The organism is Pseudomonas sp. ASL8 (genome assembly GCF_056680355.1).
In genome coordinates this window covers 1,577,560-1,601,362 of the sequence record NZ_CM155278.1, presented here as the reverse complement: position 1 = coordinate 1,601,362, position 23,803 = coordinate 1,577,560, and the positions used below count along the sequence as shown (strand labels likewise).

Here is a 23,803-nt window from a genome sequence, read left to right as displayed (position 1 = left end):
ACCAGCACGAGCATCGATGAAAACCGATAAGATCGACGCAACCTGTCAGGAAAACTCACAGATACCATGAGCCGCGATCTCCCTCCTCTCAACGCCCTGCGCGCTTTCGAAGCGGCGGCGCGTTTGAACAGCGTCAGTCAGGCTGCCGAGCAGCTGCACGTCACCCACGGGGCGGTCAGTCGCCAGCTTAAAGTGCTTGAAGAGCATCTGGGGCTGGCCTTGTTCGTCAAGGATGGGCGCGGCCTTAAACTCACAGATGCCGGCATTCGTTTGCGAGATGCCAGTGCCGAGGCATTTGAACGGTTGCGTACCGTGTGTGCGGAGCTGACCCACGATAAGGCCGATGCGCCTTTTGTTCTCGGCTGTTCGGGCAGCCTGCTGGCGCGCTGGTTTATCCCGCGCCTGGGGCGACTGAATGCCGAGCTGCCGGATCTTCGTCTGCACTTGTCGGCGGGCGAAGGCGATCTAGACCCGCGTCGACCAGGTCTGGACGCGTTATTGATCTTCGCCGAGCCGCCTTGGCCTGCGGACATGCAGGTCTATGAACTGGCCAGCGAGCGTATCGGCCCGGTCCTCAGCCCACGGTTTGCGCGTTTCGAGCACCTGCGCCAAGCGCCAGCTCAAGCGTTGCTGAGTGAGGCATTGCTGCAAACGACGTCGCGTCCGCAAGCATGGCCTCTTTGGGCGCAGCAAAACGGCATCGAGCCTGCGGCTTTGCATTACGGGCAGGGTTTCGAGCATTTGTATTATTTGCTGGAGGCAGCCGTCGCCGGGCTGGGCATCGCCATTGCCCCGGAACCCCTGGTTGCCGATGACCTGCGCGCCGGACGCCTGGCTGCGCCTTGGGGCTTTAGTGAAACCCCGGCGCAGCTGGCGTTATGGGTACCTAAACGCGCCGCAGACGGGCGTGCTCAGCAGTTGGCGCAGTGGCTCAAGACTGAGCTTGAGCGTGCTGCCAGCGGCTGATCAATGAGCGCGTTTGCACAATAGGTAGGCTGCCAGCAGACCGACAGCGCCTACGGCCACACCTGCGGTGGTCCACGGGTGTTCTTGAGCGTAATCGCGGGTAGCGACACCGGTTTCACGGGTCTTTTCTTTGACGTCTTCATACACATCACTGAGCAGGTGGCGTGAATGGCTCAGTGCGCTTTCGGCGTTGGCTTTCAAGGCTTTCAGGGTTTTATGCGACTCTTCCGAGGCATCGGACTTAAGGCTCTCAAGGGACTTGAGAAGGCTTTCGATCTCGGCTTCCATGCTTTGCAACGAGGCTTTACGTAAAGAAGTGTTGGCCATGGTGGATCTCCTGCATTGATGAGAGGCGTGTGTTCTTTCGGACTGCGGGGTTCGAGGAAAGTGCAGTGTAGATGAGCATTTCAAAAGAATTTGCCCACAAAGCTGCGAGCAATTTCACTGCTACGCTCTTACGGACACCTTCAGGAGAACTACCATGACTGATCACCATACCTACAAGAAAGTCGAGCTGGTCGGCTCATCGTCCACAACGATTGAAGACGCCATCAATAATGCAATCACTGAAGCCGCCAAGAGCATCAAGCATCTGGAATGGTTCGAAGTGCTGGAAACCCGAGGCCACATCAGAGAGGGCAAGGTTGCGCACTATCAGGTCACCCTGAACGTCGGCTTCCGGATTGAGAATAGCTGACCGCGCTGAACTTTCGCGCTGGCCGATTGCCATAATCTCCGCTACATACAGAGAACCCGCTGTCGCGAAACCGTTGGCGCGGTTAATGACTTGGGTTGTTTTTCAACCCAGTTAACCTAACGAGGGAGTGTGACCGATGAAGAAGTTTCTACTGGCGGTTGGTTTGTTGAGCATGGCGGGAACCACGATGGCGGCGGGCAAGTCCTGTGATGATTTGAAGTCGGAAATCGACGCGAAGATCAAGGCAAAAGGCGCCTCGACCTACACGCTGGAAGTCGTCGCCAAAGGCAGTGCGGCCGACGGGAAAGTGGTCGGTACCTGTGAAGGCGGCACCAAGGAAATCGTGTACAAACGCGGCTGATTTATCACTGATTCATAAAAAACCGACGCACATGGCGTCGGTTTTTTATGTTCAGTGAAGGGGTTTCCCCCTACCCTTTTTTGGGGTGAGCCTCAGCCCTGCACGGTTTGCGCGAGAATTTCATACGAGCGCAGTCGATCCGCGTGTTCATACAGGTCACAGGTGAAAATCAGCTCATCGGCTTGGGTCTGCTCCAGCAGCACATCCAGCTTGGCGCGGATTTTCTGCGGGCCGCCGACCATCGCCAGGCCGAGGAAACTTGCGACCGCTTCGCGCTCATGGGGCAACCATAGGCCGTCCATGGTCTCGACAGGCGGGCGCTGCATCAGGCTTTGGCCGCGCATCAACGCCAGAATCCGCTGATAGACCGAGGTTGCCAGGTAATCAGCTTGCTCGTCGGTATCGGCCGCCACCAAGGGCACGCCGAGCATGACATACGGCTTTTCCAGATAGGCCGAGGGCTTGAAATGGTTGCGGTAGACGCGAATGGCTTCGTGCATGTAACGCGGCGCGAAGTGTGAGGCGAAGGCGTACGGCAGACCGCGCTCCCCTGCCAGTTGCGCGCTGAACAAGCTCGAACCCAACAACCAGACCGGAACGTTAGTGCCCGAACCTGGCACAGCGATCACTTTTTGATCAGGTGTACGCGGTCCGAGATAGCGCAGAAGCTCGGTGACGTCTTCAGGGAAATCGTCGGCGCTGCCGGATCGCTCACGACGCAGGGCGCGAGCGGTCATTTGGTCGGAACCGGGTGCGCGACCGAGGCCCAGGTCGATCCGGCCCGGGTACAGGCTGGCGAGGGTGCCGAACTGTTCGGCGATCACCAGCGGTGCATGGTTCGGCAGCATGACGCCGCCCGCCCCGACCCGAATCGTCGAGGTGCCGCCGGCCAGATAGCCGAGCAGCACCGCCGTCGCCGAGCTGGCGATGCCGTCCATGTTGTGGTGCTCAGCGACCCAAAAACGGTTGTAACCGAGCTTTTCAACATGCTGCGCCAAATCCAGCGAGTTACGCAGAGACTGTGCCGGGCCGGCATCCTGGCGCACGGGCACCAGGTCGAGCGTTGATATTTTGATATCCGCTAAACGTTTCATAAGCCGCTAAATAGCCTCTGGAGTGTGTCTTGCAGGCTTGACCGGTGAAATCCGATGATGACCAAAACCCATCCTGATCTCTAATGAGTGTGGGCAAATCTCTGAGTTTCAATGGCTGGGCAGGAAAAGACCTACTAAAACACTGGGTTTTTCCGACAGTTGAACTTTATTGAGACGACTATCCTCAGAACCTTTGTCCCTGTGCGAACCCCCTCGCACACTGTCATGAGGAGAGACCATGAGCATAATCAAGAAAGCATCGGCACATTGGGAAGGCGATCTGAAGAGCGGTATTGGTAGCCTCTCGACCGAAACCAATGTCCTTAACAAAGCACCCTACGGCTTCAAGGCGCGCTTCGAAGGCGGCAAGGGCACCAATCCGGAGGAGCTGATCGGCGCGGCTCATGCGGGCTGTTTCTCTATGGCGCTGTCGATGATTCTCGGCGAAGCCAATCTGAAAGCCGACAGCATCGATACTGAAGCCCAAGTGACCCTGGAGCAATTGGCTGACGGTTTTTCCATCACTGCCGTGCACCTGATCCTTAAAGCGAAGATCCCGGGCGCCACGCAGCAGCAGTTCGACGAACTGACCAGGAAAGCCAAAGAAGGCTGCCCGGTGTCCAAAGTCCTGAACGCGAAAATCACCCTGGACGCAACGCTGGTCAGCTAATCGACCTCGTTGCCACGACCAACCCCGCACAGCTCAGCCTGTGCGGGTTGTTCACTCGCTCTGCCCTCCGTATTCAGCCGCTATTGACGTCACACGTGGCCGACGTAATGAAAGTCGAATGGATCGTTGCAGCGTTAGCGCAGTACCCTGTGCGCCGTATCGAAGGAGTCGAGCATGAAACGTTTCGTTTTAGCTGTTATCTGTACCGTATCGGCCACCAGCGTGCTGGCGGCAGTCAAACCCTGCGAGGAACTCAAGGCCGAGATCGAGTCCCGAATCCAGGCCAATAATGTGAGTTCCTACACCCTGGAAATTGTCAGCAATGACGAAGTGCATGACCAGAACATGGTCGTTGGCACATGCGAGGGCGGCAGCAAAAAAATCATCTACCAAAAGAACGACAAGTGATCACAGGCAGGTGACCTCGTGGTCTTCGGCGACCATCTGGCGCTGGGCGTCATACAGGCGGCCGCTGATGGTGATGCCAGCCGAGCGTCCTTCGAGCCGGTAACGTTGCCCTGGAGCGAAGTGGTCATAACGCACGACGATGTAACACGTCCGCTGCGTGCTCTCGAACATCCCGCCAAACCCGCCGCCATAGATCTCGTAGTCATACCGCATCTGCAACTCATGGCTGCCGGGAGGCACTTGAAAGTAACGCCCGTCGTCCAGTCGCTTGCCGTCGAGTTTGTCGGCCATCACCAGGTTCCCGGTGTAGGTGAACATCTCGACCCACGCCTGTTGCGGGTCAGCGGGGGGCACAGGGCTGGCGCACCCGGCGAGGGCAATCAAGGCAGATATCAACAGTGGCTGGCGCATGGCAGGCTCCGTGATCGAACACGTGTTGATGATAGTTGCGTCAGGGGTCGACTGTCCGGCATAACGCGTACTCAATAAGACATTAAGGCTGGGGCATGATTCGACACGACAGGTTGTTTCTCAGCCATGGTTTTGCGCTACTGATGTTGCTCTTGCTTGGCGGCTGCTCCAGCCTCGATTACTACAGCCAACTGGCCAGCGGCCAATGGCGCTTGCTGCATGCCCGTGAACCGGTGGCCGAGGTCATCGCCGACCCTAATAGCGCCCCGGCATTGCGCGAGCATCTGATCAAATCGCAGCAGGCTCGGGCTTTCGCCAGTCGTCAGTTGCACCTGCCGGATAACCCCAGCTACCGCCTGTATGTCGATGTCGGCCGACCTTATGTGGTGTGGAATGTATTCGCGACAGGGGCGTTCTCGCTGGACCCGGTCACCCATTGTTTTCCCGTCGCCGGGTGCGTCGCGTATCGCGGTTACTACAGCCAGGGCGCAGCCAGAGGCGAGGCCGCGTTGCAGCGCCAGGCAGGCATGGATGTCTACGTCAGCGGGGTAGAAACGTATTCCACGCTGGGCTGGTTCGACGATCCTATTCTGAGCTCGATGCTCAGCCGGGGTGACGAGCGCATGGCCGCGCTGATTTTTCATGAGCTGGCGCATCAGCGTTTTTATGTGAAGGACGACACCGAGTTCAACGAGTCCTACGCCAACTTCGTCGAGCAGGAAGGCGCCCGCCAATGGCGCGTGGCACGAGGGTTGGCCCCGCAAAGCCTGGCGGCTTCGAAACAGAATGATCAGTTTATTCAGTTGGTTCTGGATGCGCGGGAACGCTTGAAAACACTGTACGGTCAGCCACTCGCGGCCGAGGTAATGCGTGAGCGCAAAGCGGCGGAGTTCGAGCGGTTGCGCCGTGATTATCGGCAGATGCGCGATGCTCAATGGGCAGGCGATAAACGCTTCGATCCCTGGATCAATGCGCCGATGAACAACGCCAAACTGCTGCCCTTTGGGCTCTACGACCAGTGGGTGCCGGCATTTGCCGCGCTGTTCAAGCAGGTCAGCGGTGACTGGCCCGCGTTCTACAGCGCGGTGGAGAAGCTGGGGGCGCTGCCGATGGAACAGCGCAAGGCAGCGTTGCGCACGCTGGCTGGATCAGACACATGACTGTAGGAGCTGCCGAAGGCTGCGATCGACCGGGAACCGGTCGCTTTCTTGAGACCGCTGAAGGTCGTGCCGACCTTATCGCAGCCTTCGGCAGCTCTTACGGGTACCCGGTTTGCTGCGCGACAGCGCGGCGTCGCAGACGGGGCGACAGCTCCTAGGATTTGCGATCACACACTTCCCGGCACTCATTCATGTCACCGCAGGTTTTGCGGCAGTTACTTCGTCTTCAAAAACGCCGCATGCAACTCGGCCAACGTCGCGAAGTGATAGGTCGGCGACTCGGCCACCAGCTCGTCATGACTGCCAAACCCATAACCTACGGCGGCGACGTCCAGGCCGTTACGCTGGGCGCCGATCAAGTCGTGTTTGCGATCACCGATCATCAATGTTTGCCCGGGGTCCAGACCTTCTTCGGCCAGCAGATGGCGGATCAGTTCGACTTTGTCGGTGCGGGTGCCGTCCAGTTCGCTGCCGTAAATCACTTTGAAATGCTTGGCGAAGTCAAAATGCCGGGCGATTTCATGGGCGAATACCCACGGTTTTGAGGTCGCGATGTACAGCGCACGGTTCTGGCTGGCGAGGGTTTCCAATAGCCCGAACACACCGTCGAACACCTCGTTTTCATACAGCCCGGTGACTTTGAAGCGCTCGCGATAAAAACCTACCGCTTCCCAGGCTTTGGCTTCGTCGAAGTCGTAGAACTGCATGAATGCCTGCAACAAGGGTGGGCCGATAAAGTGCTCGAGCCTGGTGAGGTCCGGCTCATCGATACCCAAGCGGCTCAGGGCGAACTGGATCGAACGCGTTATCCCCAGGCGAGGGTCGGTCAGGGTGCCATCGAGGTCGAACAGAATATTTTGGTAATGCATGGTCTTCCCGTTTTTAATGCGTGGACGTGGCCTGTGGATAACTCAATGATTCATTCACAGCGGCTGATCGTAACCTTCGGCCAGATGTTGGTCCTTGAGCTTCACGTAGTTGCTGGCGCTGTAGCTGAAGAACGCGCGCTCTTTGTCTGTCAGCGCCCGCACCTGTTTCACCGGGCTGCCGACGTACAGAAAGCCGCTTTCCAATCGCTTGCCAGGCGGTACCAGGCTACCCGCGCCAATGATCACCTCGTCCTCGACCACTGCACCGTCCATGACGATGCTGCCCATGCCGATCAGAATACGATTGCCGACTGTGCAGCCATGCAGCATGACTTTATGGGCGATGGTCACTTCATCACCGATCAGCAACGGGAAGCCGTCCGGGTTGAACGGGCCTGCGTGGGTGATATGCAGCACGCAACCGTCCTGGACGCTGGTGCGCGCACCGATGCGGATGCGGTGCATGTCGCCGCGAATCACCGTCAGCGGCCAGATCGAACTGTCGGCGCCGATCTCGACATCGCCGATCACCACCGCCGAATAGTCGACAAATGCGCGCTCGGCGAGCACTGGAATGTGGTGCTGATACTTGCGAATAGCCACGATAGGTTCCTTCTCTGAGACTTATAGATGGGTCTGAGTGCTGCGGTCAGCGTCGATTGTAATTAAGATGTGCCAGTGATTCTTCCAGCCAAGGTGCTAAACCGTGAGCGCGAACAACCCTCTTTTGCAGCCGTATGACTTGCCACTCTTCTCGGCGATCCGCGCCGAGCACGTCAAACCGGCGATTGACCAGATCCTTGCCGACAACCGCAGCGCGATTGCCGAGATCCTCGTTACCCAGACCAAACAGCCGACCTGGGCCGGTCTGATCCTGGCCATGGACGAGCTCAATGACCGCCTGGGCGCGGCCTGGAGCCCGGTCAGCCACCTGAATGCCGTGTGCAACAGCGCCGAATTGCGTGAGGCCTATGAGTCTTGCCTGCCAGCGTTGAGTGCCTACTCTACCGAGATGGGCCAGAACCGCGAGCTGTTCCAGGCCTTCGAGGCATTGGCCAGCAGCCCGGAAGCCGCAAGCTTCGATGTGGCGCAAAAAACCATTATCGAGCACTCGCTGCGTGATTTCCGCCTGTCGGGTATCGATTTGCCGCCTGCACAGCAACAGCGTTATGCCGAGGTGCAGAGCAAATTGTCTGAACTGGGCAGCCGCTTCTCCAACCAACTGCTCGACGCGACGCAGGCGTGGACCAAGCTCGTCACCGACGAGGCCGCCCTCGCCGGCCTGACGGATTCGGCCAAAGCGCAAATGGCCGCCGCGGCCAAGGCCAAGGATCTCGATGGCTGGTTGATCAGCCTGGAATTCCCGAGCTACTACGCGGTGATGACCTACGCCGAAGACCGTGCCCTGCGTGAAGAGATTTACGCGGCCTACTGCACCCGTGCGTCTGATCAAGGCCCGAATGCCGGTCAGAATGACAACGGTCCGGTCATGGTCGACATCCTCGACCTGCGCCACGAACTGGCCCAATTGCTCGGTTTCACCAGCTTCTCCGAGCTGAGCCTGGCGACCAAGATGGCTGAGACCAGCGATCACGTCTTGAGCTTCCTGCGTGATCTGGCCAAACGCAGCAAGCCGTTCGCCGTTCAAGACCTGCAACAGCTCAAGGCTTATGCCGCCGAGCAAGGCTGCGCCGATCTGCAAAGCTGGGACAGCGGGTTCTACGGGGAAAAACTCCGTGAGCAACGCTACAGCGTCTCCCAGGAAACCCTGCGCGCTTACTTCCCCATCGATAAAGTGCTGACCGGTCTGTTTGCTATCGTGCAACGCCTGTATGGCATCGAAATCGCCGAGCAAACAGGTTTCGACACCTGGCACCCGGATGTTCGCCTGTTCGAAATCACAGAAAACGGCCAACACGTCGGGCGCTTCTTCTTCGACCTCTATGCTCGCGCCAACAAACGTGGCGGAGCCTGGATGGACGGCGCACGGGATCGTCGCCGTACCGCTAAAGGTCAGCTGCAAAACCCGGTAGCAAATCTGGTGTGCAACTTCACACCTGCGGTCGGTGGGAAGCCTGCGCTGCTGACCCACGACGAAGTGACCACCCTGTTCCACGAGTTCGGTCATGGCCTGCATCACCTGCTGACCCGCGTCGAACATGCTGGCGTGTCGGGTATCAACGGCGTGGCGTGGGATGCGGTCGAGTTGCCGAGCCAGTTCATGGAGAACTGGTGCTGGGAGCCTGAAGGTCTGGCGCTGATTTCTGCGCATTACGAAACCGGCGAAGCGCTGCCGCAGGACTTGCTGGAAAAAATGCTCGCTGCGAAGAACTTCCAGTCCGGACTGATGATGGTTCGCCAACTGGAATTCTCGCTGTTCGACTTCGAACTGCACGCCACCCATGGCGACGGTCGCAGTGTGCTGCAAGTGCTTGAGGGCATTCGCGATGAAGTGTCGGTGATGCGTCCGCCGGCCTATAACCGCTTCCCCAACAGCTTCGCGCACATCTTTGCCGGCGGTTATGCGGCGGGTTACTACAGCTACAAGTGGGCTGAAGTGTTGTCGGCCGATGCGTTCTCGAAGTTCGAGGAAGAAGGGGTGTTCAACTCCGACACCGGTCGCGCGTTCCGCGAAGCGATTCTGGCGCGCGGCGGCTCACAGGAGCCGATGGTGCTGTTCGTCGACTTCCGCGGACGTGAGCCGACGATTGACGCACTCTTGCGCCATTCAGGCTTGAGTGAGGGAGCGGCACTATGACCGAGGCATCGGTAACGATCACCAAAAGGCGCTTTATCGCCGGGGCTGTCTGCCCGGCGTGCAGCGAGCCTGACAAGTTGATGATGTGGAGCGAGAACGACGTCCCTCACCGCGAATGCGTGGGCTGCGGTTACTCCGATACCCTCAACGAGCAGGGGCTGTCCGTGCCTAAAGAGCTCGGCACGCGGGTTAACAAACCGGTGGTAAAACCGGCAGATCCAAAGGTGCAGGGCGTGCAGTTTTTCCCTAATCCCAAGCTGAAAAAGCCAGTCGACCCGAGCTGACCTTTCTGTAGGCGCTGCCGATGGCAGCGCCTACAGACGCTTTTATCTCTCAGTTCGCGCCAGCGGACTTGAACAACGCTTTCATCGCGCAAATCGCAAACGGGCTGGTGCTGCATGCACCACTGGCCAGCGCACTGCGCAGCGCGTCTATATCGGCACCTTTAAGGTATTTGATCGCGTATTTTAGCTGCGCTATATCGCCAAAACCGCCTTGGGTCATTTCATCCAGCGCGGCCTCCTTGCTCCACCCCTGCACGACCACGCGATACATGGCCGACACTATCCCGGTGCGGTCGAGCCCGTGTTTGCAGTGAATCAATACCGGACCTTTGAGTTCAGCGGCCTGAATCGCCCGCAGCGAGGTCAGGATGTCGGCGTCATCGATATGGACGGTTCGCAGCGGGATCTGCACTTGCGTTATTTCTGGCGATGACAGCCAGCTCGAATCGCTTTCCTTGAGGAAGTCGATCACGGTCACCACACCCAGCTTCTGCAGCAACGGGAGAGCCTGTGCGTCAGGCAACTTGCTGCGATACAGCGTGGGCGTCATTTTGTAGAGGTTGTATTTAGGGTCTATCGATTGCGCCCATTGGGTTGGACGTGGGCTCAATCCTGGGGTGGCGTCGTCAGCCTGCGCCAATGGCGCGAGCAGCGGGGCGATGAAAGCAAGGCACAGCGTAAGGAGCAGCTTATTAGGCATCGGGAGAACCGTCTGACAGGGCATGGTTGACCGGCGAGACTGAGGTTTGGGGGGTCAACGCTGTGTGAGAAAGATGTCAAAGAACTGTGATTTGCAGACTGATACCGGTTTCATTTGTCGGAATGATCTGATTTTTTGATGCTGAATCGATTTTTCTTATCGTTAGCCTGCTACCATTTGTAACTTAAGTTCGCCGGCGCGTTCTGTACTTAAAGTCGTGGCACCTTGTCTGTGCGACCCAACAGCCCCGAAAAGACTGGCCGCCCAAGAGCGGCTCCTTAACCGTGATCGCAAGATGAGGCATCCCATGTCTGAGCAAGACAATCCGCGGCGTGAGTTTCTGCGCAAAACCCTGACGTTGATCCCCGTGGTAACGGTCGCCAGTGCGGGCTTCGGTCTGGGCAGCAGCGTCGTGCTGGCTCAACCACCGGCCGTGACCACCGCGACACCGCCGCCCGAAGCCCCTGCCAGTAATAAGGTGTATGAGCCGAGCTATTTCACGGCTGAAGAATGGGCCTTCATCAATGCGGCGGTCGCGCGCCTGATTCCGGATGACGAACAGGGCCCTGGCGCCCTTGAAGCCGGGGCGCCGGAATACATTGATCGGCAGATGAACACGCCGTATGCCAACGGTGCGCTGTGGTTCATGCAAGGGCCTTTCGTGGCCGACGCGCCGAAGGAAATGGGTTGGCAGAGCAAGCTGGTGCCCAAGGACATCTACCGTCTGGGCATCGCTGCCTGCGACATCTGGTGCAAACAGCAACACGGCAAGGTCTTCGCCGAGTTGAGCCCGTCTGCGCAGGACGAGGCACTCAAGCAGCTGGAAGCAGGCAAGGCGACGTTCGACAGCGTGCCGCCGAGTCTGTTTTTCAATCTGTTGCTGCAAAACACCAAGGAGGGGTTTTTCTGCGACCCGATCCACGGTGGCAATAAGGGCCTGGTCGGCTGGACCATGGTCGGTTTCCCGGGCGCTCGCGCCGATTTCATGGATTGGGTCGAACGCAACGAGCCCTACCCGTTCCCGGCAGTGTCTATTCGCGGCGAGAGGGCTTGAGCATGGCAACCATCATGAAGAAGGTCGATGCAGTGATCATCGGCTTTGGCTGGACCGGCGCAATCATGGCCAAGGAACTCACCGAAGCCGGGCTCAATGTGCTCGCCCTTGAACGCGGACCGATGCAAGACACCTACCCGGACGGCAACTATCCCCAGGTGATCGACGAACTGACCTACAGCGTGCGCAAAAAGCTGTTCCAGGACATCTCCAAGGAAACCGTGACCATCCGTCACAGCGTCAATGACGTGGCCCTGCCTAACCGCCAGCTCGGTGCGTTTCTGCCCGGCAATGGTGTGGGCGGCGCGGGTTTGCATTGGTCCGGCGTGCACTTTCGGGTCGACCCGATCGAGCTTCGCATGCGCAGTCATTACGAAGAGCGCTACGGCAAAAGCTTCATCCCCAAGGACATGACCATTCAGGATTTCGGCGTCAGCTATGAAGAGCTGGAGCCGCACTTCGACTTCGCCGAGAAAGTCTTCGGCACCTCTGGTCAGGCGTGGACGGTCAAGGGCGAAAATGTCGGCCAGGGCAAAGGTGGCAATCCATATGCGCCTGATCGCTCCGATCATTTCCCACTGGTGCCGCAGAAAAGGACCTACTCCGCGCAGATGTTTCACACAGCTGCCGGCGTCGCGGGCTACAAGCCGTATGACCTGCCCTCGGCCAACACCTCAGGGCCTTACACCAACCCTTATGGCGCGCAGATGGGACCGTGCAACTTCTGCGGATTTTGCAGCGGTTACGTGTGCTACATGTATTCCAAAGCCTCACCCAACGTGAACATCCTGCCGGCGCTCAAACAGACCCCGACGTTCGAGCTACGGCCCAACGCCCATGTGCTGCGGATCAACCTCGACAGCAGCAAAACCAAGGCCACCGGCGTGACCTACGTCGATGCGCAGGGCCGGGAAATCGAGCAGCCGGCCGATCTGGTGATCCTCGGTGCGTTTCAATTCAATAACGTGCGCATGCTCCTGCTTTCCGGGATCGGCAAGCCTTACGACCCGAAAACCGGAGAGGGTGTGGTCGGCAAAAACTTCGCCTACCAGAACATGGCAACCATCAAGGCGTTCTTCGACAAAGACGTGTACACCAACAACTTCATCGGTGCGGGTGGCGCGGGCGTTGCGATTGATGACTTCAACGCGGACAACTTCGATCACGGGCCGCACGGTTTCGTCGGGGGCTCACCGATGTGGGTCAACCAGGCGGGCAGCCGGCCGATTGCCGGTACGTCCAACCCGCCGGGCACGCCAGCCTGGGGCAGCGCCTGGAAGCGCACCACCGCCGATTTTTATTCGCACCAAGTGTCGATGGACGCCCACGGCGCGCATCAATCCTACCGGGGTAACTACCTGGATCTCGATCCGACCTACCGCGATGCCTACGGCCAGCCTTTATTGCGCATGACCTTCGACTGGCAGGAAAACGACATCAAGATGAACCAGTTCATGGTCTCGAAAATGAGCAAAATTGCCGAAGCCATGAACCCCAAAGCCATCGCCTTGTTGGGTAAAAAAGTGGGCGAGCACTTCAACACTGCCGCTTACCAGACCACCCACCTGAACGGTGGCGCGATCATGGGCTCCGACCCGAAAACCAGTGTGATCAATCGCTACCTGCAGAGCTGGGACGTGCATAACGTTTTCGTCCCGGGGGCGTCCGCTTTCCCACAAGGTCTTGGTTATAACCCGACAGGTCTGGTGGCTGCGCTGACCTACTGGTCGGCCAAGGCGATTCGCGAGCAGTACCTGAAAAACCCAGGCCCGCTGGTTCAGGCATAAGGAGCGATGATCATGAAAAATCTGCTTATCGCGACCTTGGCCCTGTGTTTCGGCGTCCCTGCTTTCGCTGTTGATAACCCGGCCCCGGCGTTGATCAAACAGGGCGAATACCTGGCGCGTGCCGGTGACTGCGTGGCCTGCCACACTGCGAAGGATGGCAAGCCATTCGCCGGTGGGCTGCCCATGGAAACGCCCATTGGCACGATTTACTCGACCAACATCACCCCGGACAAGACCGGCATAGCCGCCTACAGCTTCGAGGACTTCGACAACGCCGTGCGTCAGGGCGTCGCCAAAAGCGGCAGCACCTTGTACCCCGCCATGCCGTATCCGTCGTATGCGCGAGTGACCGAAGCCGACATGCAGGCGTTGTACGCGTACTTCATGAAAGGTGTAGAGCCCGTTGCTCAGGGCAATAAGGCCGTCGACATCCCTTGGCCATTGAGCATGCGCTGGCCGTTGACGGGCTGGCGCTGGATGTTCGCGCCGAAGGTCGAGGCCTATCAGGCACCGGCTGCGCAAGATGCCGTGGTCAGTCGTGGCGCGTACCTGGTTGAAGGCCTTGGCCATTGCGGCGCGTGCCACACACCACGGGCCATCAGCATGCAGGAAAAAGCCTTGAGCGCGAATGAAGGCAACACATTCCTATCCGGCAGCGCACCGCTTGAAGGCTGGATCGCCAAAAGCCTGCGTGGCGATCATAAAGATGGCCTCGGGAGCTGGTCCGAGGCGCAACTGGTGCAGTTCCTCAAAACCGGCCGCAGTGACCGCAGCGCCGTGTTCGGCGGTATGACCGATGTGATCGTGCACAGCATGCAATACATGAGCGATGAAGATTTGACCTCCATTGCCCGTTACCTGAAAACCCTGCCCGCCAACAACCCTGACGATCAGCCCCATCAATACGATGAGCAGGTCGCCAAAGCGCTGTGGAAAGGCGATGACAGCAAAGCCGGCGCTGCGGTCTACATCGACAACTGCGCGGCGTGTCACCGCACCGACGGGCATGGCTATACCCGCGTGTTCCCGGCGCTGGCAGGCAACCCGGTGTTGCAGTCCGAAGACGCGGCCTCGTTGATTCACATCGTCCTCAAAGGCGGCACGCTGGCGGCGACCCATACCGCGCCGTCGACCTTCACCATGCCTGCCTACGCCTGGCGTCTGTCGGACCAGGAAGTGGCTGACGTGGTCAATTTCATCCGCAGCAGTTGGGGGAATCAGGCGGGAGCGGTGAAGGCGGGAGATGTCGCAAGCATCCGCAAGGCGGGTTGATTAATGTGTGTGGGAAGGTGACCGCTCGCCCGGTGGAGCTAGGCAAAAGGGATGATCGCAGATACTGTATGCATACACAGTGTCTGGAGAGCCCTCATGTCCACTGCTCTGCCTCCCCGCGGGCGCGGAACCGCCAGTAACCCACACAATCGCTTCGCGCCCAACCGCTCGGTCGCGGAGGATGACGGCTGGTATCAGGAAGTGCCGCTGACCCAAGGCACCGAGGTGCGTAGCGAGACGGCGAAAACCATTATTACGCGCAACACTTCGCCGGACATCCCTTTCGACCGCTCCATCAATCCTTATCGGGGCTGTGAGCACGGCTGTATTTATTGTTATGCGCGGCCCAGCCACGCCTATTGGGACATGTCGCCGGGGCTGGATTTCGAGACCAAGCTGATCGCCAAGACCAACGCTGCTGCGGTGTTGGAGCAGCAGTTGTCCAAGCCGGGATACCGCTGCGCGCCGATCACGCTAGGGTCCAATACCGATCCTTATCAGCCGATTGAGCGTGAATACAAAATCACCCGCGCGACCCTGGACGTTTTGTTGCGCTATCGTCATCCAGTGACGATCATCACCAAGGGGTCGTTGATTCTGCGTGACCTTGATCTGCTCGCCGAGTTGGCAAAGCAGCGGCTGGTGTCGGTGTTTATCAGCCTGACGACCCTCGATGATGAGCTCAAACGTATCCTTGAGCCTCGTGCGGCGGCGCCCAAGGCGCGGCTGAGGGCGATTCGGGTGATGCGTGAGGCGGGCATTCCCGTTGGCGTGTTGTGCGCGCCCATGATCCCGATGATCAACGACAGTGAGCTGGAAAGCTTGCTGGCCGAAGCCAAAGCGGCCGGTGCATTGAGCGCAAGCTACGTGATGCTGCGTTTACCGCTGGAGGTCGCCCCGTTGTTCGAGGAGTGGCTTCAGGCGCACTATCCACAGCGGGCAGCGCATGTCATGAGCCTGATTCGACAGAGTCGCGGCGGCGAGGTGTATGACAGTCGTTTTGGCGTACGAATGCGCGGTGAAGGACCATTCGCAGATTTGCTGGCCCGGCGTTACAGTGTGGCGATCAAGCGGCTGGGCTTGAACCGGCGCGAAGGCTTTGATCTGGATTGCGAGGCGTTTTGTCCACCAGGGGGGCAGATGTCGTTGTTGTAGTGAGGCAGCCCCCATTGGCCCCGGGAGCCGCGGCCTAGAGCGTTATATTAAGTTTCAATTAAGCTTGGACGGCTACTGTCGACCCTGGAGTGACTGATCAGTCTCGCTCCAGAAACCGCAGGAAAATCCACATCAATCCGTCAGAGAGAACCAGACATGAGTGACAGGGATAAACAGCCTCTGGCTGCGTCGGCCAGCGCCTCACCAGAGGCGGAAAATGCCGAGGCAGCGCTTCAGCATATCGTTGACGGGTTTTTGCATTTTCGTCATGAGATCTTCCCGCAGCAGGAAGAACTCTTCAAAAAGCTCGCCACGGCTCAGCGTCCTCGGGCCATGTTCATCGCCTGCGCCGATTCACGCATCGTCCCCGAGTTGATCACCCAAAGCGCCCCCGGCGACCTGTTCGTTACCCGTAACGTCGGGAATGTCGTGCCACCTTACGGCCAGATGAATGGCGGCGTTTCCACCGCCATTGAATACGCGGTCATCGCCTTGGGCGTGCAGCACATCATCATTTGCGGGCATTCCGATTGCGGCGCCATGCGCGCCGTCCTCAATCCTCAAACCCTGGAGAAAATGCCCACGGTCAAGGCTTGGCTGCGGCATGCCGAAGTCGCCAAGACGGTGGTCGAAGACAATTGTCATTGCGCCAACGAGCAAGAAAGCATGCACGTGTTGACCCAGGAAAACGTCATCGCCCAGTTGCAGCATTTGCGCACGCACCCTTCGGTGGCGTCGAAGATGGCCAGCGGTCACTTGTTCATCCACGGTTGGGTCTACAGCATCGAGACCAGCGAAATCCTGGCTTACGATGCCTCGCAAGACCGGTTTCTGCCGCTCGATGGCACCCATCCGATACCGGTGGCAACACCCAGAGCACGGTTTTAGGCGCTCGCGTCTGATTCACAGCTGACTTTCATAAAATCCTTCTTGGGCCTTTAGCGGCAGCGCTTCCTATGCGCTGGCGGGCCTTGTCACGTCTGAAGAATCCCGGAGAGTCATCATGGGTACTGCAGAACTGAAATCCGTTTTGCCTCGGGAGCTATTGGCTTCCGTGGTGGTGTTCCTCGTCGCCCTGCCCTTGTGCATGGGTATTGCGATTGCCTCGGGCATGCCGCCTGCCAAAGGGCTGATCACTGGCATCATCGGTGGTCTGGTGGTGGGTTGGCTGGCCGGCTCGCCGTTGCAGGTCAGCGGTCCGGCCGCAGGTTTGGCGGTCCTGGTCTTTGAAGTGGTGCGCGAACACGGGATGGCGATGTTGGGACCGATCCTGCTTCTGGCGGGTCTGCTGCAGGTTTTGGCGGGACGCTTCAAGCTTGGCTGCTGGTTTCGGGTCACCGCGCCTGCGGTGGTCTACGGCATGCTCGCCGGGATTGGCGTGCTGATCGTCCTGTCTCAAGTGCATGTGATGTTTGATGGCGGACCCAAACCGTCTGGGCTGGATAACCTGATCGGGTTCCCCGCGACCTTGATTCAGGCCATCGGGCCGGGCACCGGCTTACAGGCCGGGATGCTCGGGCTGGGTACGATTATGGTGATGTGGCTGTGGGACAAATGGCGACCAACGGCGTTGCGCTTTGTACCGGGCGCGTTGCTGGGTGTCGGTCTTGCGACCCTTGTCAGCCTGGCGTTCGCCCTGCAAATCAAGCGCGTCGAGGTGCCGGCCAATCTCGCTGAAGCCATTGACTGGTTGCGCCCCGCCGACCTGCTGAGTCTGGCGGATCCGGGTATTTTGATCGCGGCCTTCGCGGTGGCATTTATCGCCAGTGCCGAGACGCTGTTGTCCGCCGCTGCGGTGGATCGCATGCACAACGGCCCGCGTTCGGATTTCGATCGGGAACTGACCGCCCAAGGGGTGGGCAACATGCTCTGCGGTTTGCTCGGCGCCCTGCCGATGACCGGCGTGATAGTGCGCAGCTCGGCCAACGTCCAGGCCGGCGCTCGCACCCGGCTGTCGGCGGTTTTTCACGGCGTCTGGTTATTGGCCTTCGTGTTGCTGCTGTCCAGTGTGCTGCAAAGCATCCCGGTCGCCAGCCTGGCGGGCGTTCTGGTCTATACCGGGTTGAAACTGGTCGACCTAAAGGCTTTTCGCGGGCTGGGTCGCTATGGGCGGATGCCGATGTTCACCTACGCCGCGACCGCAGTGGCGATCATCTTCACTGACCTGTTGACGGGTGTATTGATTGGCTTTGGTTTGACCCTGGCCAAACTGGCGTGGAAGGCATCGCGTTTAAAGGTCAGCCTGGTTGATCTGGATGCCGAGGGGGAAATGGAGCTGCGATTGATGGGCGCTGCGACCTTTCTCAAAGTCCCGGCGTTGACCCGGATTCTGGGTACCGTTCCGCACGGCAGCACGGTGCATGTGCCGCTCAATAACCTGAGTTATATCGACCACTCGTGTCTTGAGCTGCTTGAAGAGTGGGGACGCGCCAATGCGGCGACAGGCTCGCGGTTGATTATCGAGCCTCGTGGCCTTAAGCGTCGACTGGAGGGGAGATTGCGCACAACGGCAGGCGTCGGTTCGGCCTGAGTCGTGCGCAGTGTGGCGGTGCGCTGCAAGCAGTGATGTCAGACGGCGCGGGTTTGCTCTAGATCAAGCCCGACGCCCAGCTGGCGCGACAGGCACGGCCAACGCTTCCATGCGGCTTCGGTGTCCGGGCTGATCAGGCGGTCGCGATAGGCTTCGACGGAGTCGAGCGCGAAGCTTTCATCGTCGAGCATTTCGTCTACGGCATGATGGACCGCTTCGTCCAGTTGATTGGCGAACGCTTCGCCAATCAACTGGTGGGCAATCACGCTGGCCACGGTGGTATTCGATGGAATCAGCGGTTGGCCGAAGTGCTTGATGTAGAGGTCATTCACTTCTTCGACCAGACGATGGGCCAGATAGGCTTCATCCAGCAGGCTGTCCAGGCCCTCGTGGCCGGCCATGATGCTCGGCGGCTGAAGAAAAAAGTGTTCGGCGATCTTCAATACGGGTTTGATTTGATCCTCGATACCGGCTTCGAGCGCAACCTCGTGGGCGGCGTCGAGCAAGTCCGGAACCAGTTCGATATAAGCTGCAACAAAACGTGTCAGAACACCCTTTGCGTCCAGTTCAGGTAGGTGAATGGCAGGGTGAAGGTGAGGCAATTGAGTTTCCAGCTGACGCGACAATTGGCCGGTTTTGGCCTCATGTTGATGCGCACGTTGAATCTGCTCGCGCAAAGCGGCGGTGTTCATGAAGGCTCCTGAAAGCAGTGAAGCAGGATTGAAAAGAAAACGAAGTCATACGGTAGCGCGCTTATAAAATTTGCTAAGACGCATTTGTCATAACAAATTCACATTTATGTGAATGAGATCTAAGACGCGTCCGATTGCGTTACACATTTCGCGCCCGATATAGCCCCGAATCGACAATTTAGCCAGCTAACTAGTTTTCCCACATCGCATTGCGAGGTCTGAGTCGCTGTCTATACTCGGGGCTGAAGGAAGATTAGCTGGTGACGCCCGACTGCATTTGCAGCCCTGGCCCCGACCGCCAAGTCCCCATTCTTGGCCGCCGCTCCCTTGGCCGCAGGTGAAAGCCGGCGGGATAACAAGAACGATAAGGGGAACCCGCAATGATGCGACATCCACATGTCTGGATGGGCCTCCTGTTGTGGTCGGTATTCAGCCAGGCACAAGCCGCCTGGACCACGAATATGGCGCCGGGAGCGACTGTAGTCAGTCACGAAGTATTCGACCTGCACATGACCATTTTCTGGATCTGTGTGGTGATTGGCGTTGTGGTATTTGGCGCCATGTTCTGGTCGATGATCGTCCATCGTCGCTCCACCGGCCAGGTGGCAGCCAAGTTTCATGAGAGCACGACCGTCGAAATTCTCTGGACGATTGTGCCCCTCCTGATCCTTATCGTAATGGCCATTCCGGCGACCAGAACCCTGATCAAGATGTACGACACCAGTGAGTCGGCGCTTGATATTCAGATCACCGGTTATCAGTGGAAATGGCATTACAAATACCTGGGGCAAGACGTCGAGTTCTTCAGCAACCTGGCGACCCCGGCTGATCAGATTCATAACAAAGAAGCCAAGGGCGAACACTACCTGCTGGAAGTTGACGAACCGCTGGTGGTTCCGGTGGGTGTGAAAATACGCTTTTTGGTGACCGCCGCCGACGTTATCCACTCCTGGTGGGTGCCGGCCTTTGCGGTCAAGCGCGACGCCATCCCGGGGTTCGTCAACGAAGCCTGGACCCGCGTCGAAACGCCAGGCATCTACCGTGGCCAGTGCTCTGAACTGTGCGGCAAGGACCACGGTTTCATGCCCATTGTGGTCGAGGCCAAGTCCCAGGCCGATTTCGATACCTGGCTGGCGGGCCGCAAAGCCGAGACCGCCAAACTCAAGGAGCTGACCTCCAAAGAGTGGACGCTGGATGAACTGGTCGCCCGTGGCGACAAGGTTTACCACACCACCTGCGTGGCGTGTCACCAGGCCGAGGGCCAGGGTTTGCCGCCGATGTTCCCGGCGCTCAAGGGTTCGAAAGTGGCCACCGGGCCTAAGGCAGAGCACTTGAGCACGGTCTTCCATGGCCGGCCAGGCACAGCCATGGCTGCGTTCGGCAAACAGCTTTCCGAGGTCGATATCGCGGCGGTGGTGACCTACGAGCGTAATGCATGGGGTAACAACAAAGGCGACATAGTCACCCCCAAAGACGTGCTGGCTCTGAAACAGGCGGACAGCAAATGATCCCTTCAATTGCCTATTCCTCACGTTTCGCCCTGGCGTGTTTCGCTCCCCGTTTTGCAGGAGACAGGACATGAGTGCAGTGATCGATGACCATAGCCACGCCGGCCATGATGAGCACGCTCACGGCCCCGCAAAAGGCCTGATGCGTTGGGTGCTGACGACTAACCACAAAGACATTGGCACGCTGTACCTGTGGTTCAGCTTCTGCATGTTTTTACTGGGCGGCTCTTTCGCCATGGTCATTCGTGCCGAGCTGTTCCAGCCGGGTCTGCAAATCGTCGAGCCGGCCTTCTTCAACCAGATGACCACCATGCACGGGCTGGTGATGGTTTTCGGTGCGGTGATGCCCGCATTCGTCGGCCTCGCCAACTGGATGGTCCCGTTGATGATCGGCGCACCGGACATGGCCCTGCCGAGGATGAACAACTTCAGTTTCTGGTTGCTCCCGGCGGCGTTCCTGTTGCTGGTGTCGACCCTGTTTATGCCGGGTGGCGGGCCGAACTTCGGCTGGACCTTCTACGCCCCGCTGTCGACCACCTATGCGCCGGAAAGCGTGACCTTCTTCATCTTCGCCATCCACTTGATGGGCATCAGCTCGATCATGGGCGCGATCAACGTGATCGCGACCATTCTCAACCTGCGTGCGCCCGGCATGACCTTGATGAAAATGCCGCTGTTCGTCTGGACCTGGCTGATCACGGCCTTCCTGTTGATTGCGGTGATGCCGGTGCTGGCGGGTTGCGTGACCATGATGTTGATGGACATCCACTTCGGCACCAGCTTCTTCAGTGCGGCGGGCGGCGGTGATCCGGTGTTGTTCCAGCACGTGTTCTGGTTCTTCGGGCACCCTGAGGTGTACATCATGATCCTGCCGGCATTCGGCGCGGTCAGCTCGATCATCCCGACCTTCTCGCGCAAGCCGCTGTTTGGCTACACGTCGATGGTTTATGCCACGGCGAGCATCGCCTTCCTGTCGTTCATCGTCTGGGCCCACCACATGTTCGTGGTCGGTATCCCGCTTGTGGGCGAGTTGTTCTTCATGTATGCCACCCTGCTGATCGCGGTGCCCACCGGGGTCAAGGTGTTCAACTGGGTCAGTACCATGTGGCAGGGGTCGCTGAGCTTCGAGACCCCGATGCTCTTTGCGGTGGCGTTCGTGATCCTGTTCACCATCGGCGGTTTCTCCGGGTTGATGCTGGCGATAGCCCCGGCGGATTTCCAGTATCAGGACACCTACTTCGTGGTCGCGCATTTCCACTATGTGCTGGTGCCGGGTGCGATCTTCGGGATCTTCGCGTCGGCCTATTACTGGCTGCCGAAATGGACCGGGCACATGTACGACGAAACCCTCGGCAAGCTGCATTTCTGGCTGTCGTTCGTGGGCATGAACATGGCCTTCTTCCCGATGCACTTCCTTGGTTTGGCGGGCATGCCGCGCCGGATTCCGGATTACAACCTGCAGTTCGCCAACTTCAACATGGTGTCGTCCATCGGAGCCTTCACCTTTGGCGCGACGCAGCTTTTCTTCCTGTTCATCGTGATCAAAACCATTCGTGGTGGTCCGCCAGCACCGGCCAAACCGTGGGACGGTGCCGAGGGCCTGGAGTGGAGCATTCCTTCACCGGCGCCCTATCACACCTTCACGACGCCCCCGGAAGTGAAATGACATGAGCGACGCGCGCTCGATCAAACGCCTGGTGATCCGCCTGTTATTGCTGGTGGTCGTGATGTTCGCCTTCGGTTTTGCTTTGGTGCCGCTGTACGACGTGATGTGCAAAACGCTCGGTATCAACGGCAAGACCGGCGATAAATATGAAGGGTCGCAGGTCGTTGATCTGAATCGCCAGGTGCGGGTGCAATTTGTCTCGAGCAACAACGTCGACATGGCCTGGGACTTCTACCCCAAGGCTGAGGAGCTGGTTGTGCATCCCGGTGCGGTCAACGAGATGCTGTTCGTGGCCCATAACCCGACCAACAAGGCGATGACGGCGCAGGCCGTCCCCAGCATTTCGCCGGGCGACGTCGCGGTTTACTTCCACAAGACCGAATGCTTTTGCTTCACCCAGCAAGTGCTACAGCCGGGAGAACGCATTGAAATGCCGGTGCGCTTCATCGTTGATCGCGACCTGCCCAAGAACCAGAAAGAACTGACGCTCGCTTACACGCTGTTCGATATCACCGCTCGCCAACCACCGGCTGCAAAAGTGGCAAGCAATGGCGGTTAGGACCTGGATTCATCCAGGGCGCCCGATAAGGAGAACAATAAGATGGCAATTTACGAGCATTACTACGTTCCCGCGCAAAGCAAATGGCCGATCATCGCCACGGTTGGCATGTTCGTCACGATGTTTGGCCTGGGCACCTGGTTCAACGACATGAAGGCAGGACGGCCCGACTCCCACGGGCCACTGATCTTTTTCGTCGGCGGCCTGCTACTGGCCTACATGCTGTTCGGCTGGTTCGGCACCGTGATCAAGGAAGGCCGCAGCGGTCTGTACAGCGCGCAGATGGATCGCTCGTTCCGCTGGGGCATGAGCTGGTTCATTTTTTCTGAAGTGATGTTCTTTATCGCCTTCTTTGGTGCCCTGTTTTACGTGCGCAACCTGTCGGGTCCCTGGCTGGGCGGCGAGGGCTCCAAGGGCATCGCGCATATGCTCTGGCCTAATTTCCAATACGCCTGGCCGCTGATGAATACCCCGGACCCAAAACTTTTCCCGGGTCCTAAAGAGATCATCAATCCGTGGCACTTGCCGCTGATCAACACCATTCTGCTGGTCAGCTCCAGTGTCACGGTCACCATCGCTCACCATGCGCTGAAAAAAGGCCATCGCGGCGCCCTGAAAGTCTGGCTGGCGCTGACGGTCTTGCTGGGTCTGGGGTTTTTGGCGTTGCAGGCTACTGAATACATCGAGGCCTATCACGAGCTGGGGCTGACCCTCGGCTCGGGCATCTACGGCGCGACCTTCTTCATGCTCACCGGGTTTCACGGGGCCCACGTGACCATCGGCACGATCATTTTGTTTGTGATGCTGATGCGGGTGATGCGCGGGCACTTTGATGCCGATCATCAATTCGGTTTCGAGGCGGCAAGTTGGTATTGGCACTTTGTCGACGTGGTGTGGATCGGCCTGTTTGTCTTTGTCTACGTCTTGTAGAAGCAAGGCTTACCAGCTGACGTGAGAGACCAATTGACCGCTGTAGAAGCCCCACGCAATCAGGATGACGGTGATGGCGGCCAGGCTGACACGCACGGTCAGGGCCCTCACCACCCGGGTGGAACTGCTGTCGTCTTTGACCAGAAAGAACAGGCCGCTGAACAGACTGATCATCGTGGCAATAAGCAATAGAACAATCGCCGCTTTGAGCATGATGAAACTCCATGACGTTGGGGGAGGTATAGGCGATGTATTGCAGTATAGCTACCCGC

General features: G+C 58.7%; 26 protein-coding genes. 18 read left to right on the top strand and 8 right to left on the bottom strand.

Annotated elements, in window-relative coordinates; genetic code table 11:
• The first annotated feature begins 66 nt into the window (after positions 1 to 66).
• Complete coding sequence (locus AC1MEA_RS07180) at positions 67 to 966, top strand: LysR family transcriptional regulator (RefSeq protein ID WP_219063332.1); 900 nt, start codon at positions 67 to 69, stop codon at positions 964 to 966.
• Here the strand turns inward: AC1MEA_RS07180 and AC1MEA_RS07175 are convergent, their stop codons facing one another.
• Positions 967 to 1,293 (bottom strand): ElaB/YgaM/YqjD family protein, encoded by a 327-nt coding sequence (locus tag AC1MEA_RS07175; RefSeq protein ID WP_219063331.1) that lies wholly within the window; start codon positions 1,291 to 1,293, stop codon positions 967 to 969.
• Positions 1,294 to 1,447: 154 nt separating this feature from the next.
• Here AC1MEA_RS07175 and AC1MEA_RS07170 point away from each other — a divergent pair, with 154 nt between their 5' ends.
• Positions 1,448 to 1,663: a dodecin gene (locus AC1MEA_RS07170; RefSeq protein WP_219063330.1), complete on the top strand. Its 216-nt coding sequence runs from the start codon at positions 1,448 to 1,450 to the stop codon at positions 1,661 to 1,663.
• 136 nt (positions 1,664 to 1,799) lie between these two features.
• Positions 1,800 to 2,024: a DUF1161 domain-containing protein gene (locus tag AC1MEA_RS07165; RefSeq protein WP_219063329.1), complete on the top strand. Its 225-nt coding sequence runs from the start codon at positions 1,800 to 1,802 to the stop codon at positions 2,022 to 2,024.
• Positions 2,025 to 2,116: 92 nt separating this feature from the next.
• On the opposite strand, the gene AC1MEA_RS07160 is transcribed toward AC1MEA_RS07165, so the two are convergent.
• Positions 2,117 to 3,118 (bottom strand): LLM class flavin-dependent oxidoreductase, encoded by a 1,002-nt coding sequence (locus AC1MEA_RS07160; protein WP_219063328.1) that lies wholly within the window; start codon positions 3,116 to 3,118, stop codon positions 2,117 to 2,119.
• 238 nt (positions 3,119 to 3,356) lie between these two features.
• On the opposite strand from AC1MEA_RS07160, the gene AC1MEA_RS07155 reads away from it, so the two are divergent.
• Both AC1MEA_RS07155 and AC1MEA_RS07150 read left to right on the top strand, forming a co-directional pair.
• Positions 3,357 to 3,788, top strand: coding sequence for an OsmC family protein (locus AC1MEA_RS07155; RefSeq protein ID WP_219063327.1), 432 nt, complete (start codon positions 3,357 to 3,359; stop codon positions 3,786 to 3,788).
• Positions 3,789 to 3,962: 174 nt separating this feature from the next.
• A complete protein-coding gene (locus AC1MEA_RS07150) occupies positions 3,963 to 4,196 on the top strand; it encodes a DUF1161 domain-containing protein (protein WP_219063326.1) in 234 nt (77 codons plus the stop codon).
• Here AC1MEA_RS07150 and AC1MEA_RS07145 read toward each other — a convergent pair whose 3' ends face one another.
• Entirely contained in the window at positions 4,197 to 4,607 is a 411-nt protein-coding gene (locus tag AC1MEA_RS07145; RefSeq protein WP_219063325.1) for a PA0061/PA0062 family lipoprotein, read from the bottom strand.
• A gap of 95 nt (positions 4,608 to 4,702) precedes the next feature.
• On the opposite strand from AC1MEA_RS07145, the gene AC1MEA_RS07140 reads away from it, so the two are divergent.
• Entirely contained in the window at positions 4,703 to 5,767 is a 1,065-nt protein-coding gene (locus tag AC1MEA_RS07140) for an aminopeptidase (protein WP_480917213.1), read from the top strand.
• 215 nt (positions 5,768 to 5,982) lie between these two features.
• Here the strand turns inward: AC1MEA_RS07140 and AC1MEA_RS07135 are convergent, their stop codons facing one another.
• Both AC1MEA_RS07135 and AC1MEA_RS07130 read right to left on the bottom strand, forming a co-directional pair.
• Positions 5,983 to 6,636 (bottom strand): HAD family hydrolase, encoded by a 654-nt coding sequence (locus tag AC1MEA_RS07135; protein WP_480917212.1) that lies wholly within the window; start codon positions 6,634 to 6,636, stop codon positions 5,983 to 5,985.
• Positions 6,637 to 6,690: 54 nt separating this feature from the next.
• The gene (locus tag AC1MEA_RS07130; protein WP_219063322.1) at positions 6,691 to 7,239 is read right to left on the bottom strand and encodes a gamma carbonic anhydrase family protein; all 549 of its coding nucleotides are present in this window, start codon (positions 7,237 to 7,239) and stop codon (positions 6,691 to 6,693) included.
• 103 nt (positions 7,240 to 7,342) lie between these two features.
• Between AC1MEA_RS07130 and prlC the strand changes: the two genes are divergently transcribed.
• Positions 7,343 to 9,394: an oligopeptidase A gene (gene prlC, locus AC1MEA_RS07125; protein ID WP_480917211.1), complete on the top strand. Its 2,052-nt coding sequence runs from the start codon at positions 7,343 to 7,345 to the stop codon at positions 9,392 to 9,394.
• Positions 9,391 to 9,678, top strand: coding sequence for a YheV family putative zinc ribbon protein (locus AC1MEA_RS07120; protein WP_219063320.1), 288 nt, complete (start codon positions 9,391 to 9,393; stop codon positions 9,676 to 9,678). The genes prlC and AC1MEA_RS07120 overlap by 4 nt, the downstream gene beginning before the upstream one ends.
• A gap of 49 nt (positions 9,679 to 9,727) precedes the next feature.
• Here the strand turns inward: AC1MEA_RS07120 and AC1MEA_RS07115 are convergent, their stop codons facing one another.
• Entirely contained in the window at positions 9,728 to 10,378 is a 651-nt protein-coding gene (locus tag AC1MEA_RS07115) for a dual specificity protein phosphatase family protein (RefSeq protein WP_480917210.1), read from the bottom strand.
• Between the two features lie 307 nt (positions 10,379 to 10,685).
• Between AC1MEA_RS07115 and AC1MEA_RS07110 the strand changes: the two genes are divergently transcribed.
• From AC1MEA_RS07110 to AC1MEA_RS07085, 6 genes are all read left to right on the top strand, one after another.
• A complete protein-coding gene (locus tag AC1MEA_RS07110; protein WP_480917209.1) occupies positions 10,686 to 11,432 on the top strand; it encodes a gluconate 2-dehydrogenase subunit 3 family protein in 747 nt (248 codons plus the stop codon).
• A gap of 2 nt (positions 11,433 to 11,434) precedes the next feature.
• Positions 11,435 to 13,219 (top strand): GMC family oxidoreductase, encoded by a 1,785-nt coding sequence (locus AC1MEA_RS07105; protein ID WP_480917208.1) that lies wholly within the window; start codon positions 11,435 to 11,437, stop codon positions 13,217 to 13,219.
• A 12-nt stretch (positions 13,220 to 13,231) separates the two neighbouring features.
• On the top strand, positions 13,232 to 14,491 hold the full coding sequence (locus AC1MEA_RS07100) for a c-type cytochrome (protein WP_480917207.1): 1,260 nt from the start codon (positions 13,232 to 13,234) through the stop codon (positions 14,489 to 14,491).
• A 96-nt stretch (positions 14,492 to 14,587) separates the two neighbouring features.
• Positions 14,588 to 15,646 carry a PA0069 family radical SAM protein gene (locus AC1MEA_RS07095; RefSeq protein WP_219063315.1) on the top strand — a complete coding sequence of 353 codons (1,059 nt, stop codon included), beginning with the start codon at positions 14,588 to 14,590 and terminating at the stop codon, positions 15,644 to 15,646.
• Between the two features lie 156 nt (positions 15,647 to 15,802).
• Positions 15,803 to 16,534 carry a carbonic anhydrase gene (locus AC1MEA_RS07090; protein ID WP_449634730.1) on the top strand — a complete coding sequence of 244 codons (732 nt, stop codon included), beginning with the start codon at positions 15,803 to 15,805 and terminating at the stop codon, positions 16,532 to 16,534.
• Positions 16,535 to 16,649: 115 nt separating this feature from the next.
• Positions 16,650 to 18,176, top strand: coding sequence for a SulP family inorganic anion transporter (locus AC1MEA_RS07085; protein ID WP_219063313.1), 1,527 nt, complete (start codon positions 16,650 to 16,652; stop codon positions 18,174 to 18,176).
• Positions 18,177 to 18,214: 38 nt separating this feature from the next.
• Here the strand turns inward: AC1MEA_RS07085 and AC1MEA_RS07080 are convergent, their stop codons facing one another.
• A complete protein-coding gene (locus AC1MEA_RS07080; RefSeq protein WP_449634729.1) occupies positions 18,215 to 18,868 on the bottom strand; it encodes a hypothetical protein in 654 nt (217 codons plus the stop codon).
• A gap of 380 nt (positions 18,869 to 19,248) precedes the next feature.
• Between AC1MEA_RS07080 and coxB the strand changes: the two genes are divergently transcribed.
• From coxB to AC1MEA_RS07060, 4 genes are all read left to right on the top strand, one after another.
• Positions 19,249 to 20,376, top strand: coding sequence for a cytochrome c oxidase subunit II (gene coxB / locus AC1MEA_RS07075; RefSeq protein ID WP_480917206.1), 1,128 nt, complete (start codon positions 19,249 to 19,251; stop codon positions 20,374 to 20,376).
• A gap of 70 nt (positions 20,377 to 20,446) precedes the next feature.
• Positions 20,447 to 22,042 carry a cytochrome c oxidase subunit I gene (gene ctaD / locus AC1MEA_RS07070; RefSeq protein WP_480917205.1) on the top strand — a complete coding sequence of 532 codons (1,596 nt, stop codon included), beginning with the start codon at positions 20,447 to 20,449 and terminating at the stop codon, positions 22,040 to 22,042.
• 1 nt (position 22,043) lies between these two features.
• Positions 22,044 to 22,601 carry a cytochrome c oxidase assembly protein gene (locus AC1MEA_RS07065; protein WP_449634728.1) on the top strand — a complete coding sequence of 186 codons (558 nt, stop codon included), beginning with the start codon at positions 22,044 to 22,046 and terminating at the stop codon, positions 22,599 to 22,601.
• 42 nt (positions 22,602 to 22,643) lie between these two features.
• Entirely contained in the window at positions 22,644 to 23,531 is an 888-nt protein-coding gene (locus tag AC1MEA_RS07060; RefSeq protein WP_219063308.1) for a cytochrome c oxidase subunit 3, read from the top strand.
• Between the two features lie 9 nt (positions 23,532 to 23,540).
• On the opposite strand, the gene AC1MEA_RS07055 is transcribed toward AC1MEA_RS07060, so the two are convergent.
• Complete coding sequence (locus AC1MEA_RS07055; RefSeq protein ID WP_219063307.1) at positions 23,541 to 23,744, bottom strand: twin transmembrane helix small protein; 204 nt, start codon at positions 23,742 to 23,744, stop codon at positions 23,541 to 23,543.
• Positions 23,745 to 23,803 lie beyond the last annotated feature (59 nt).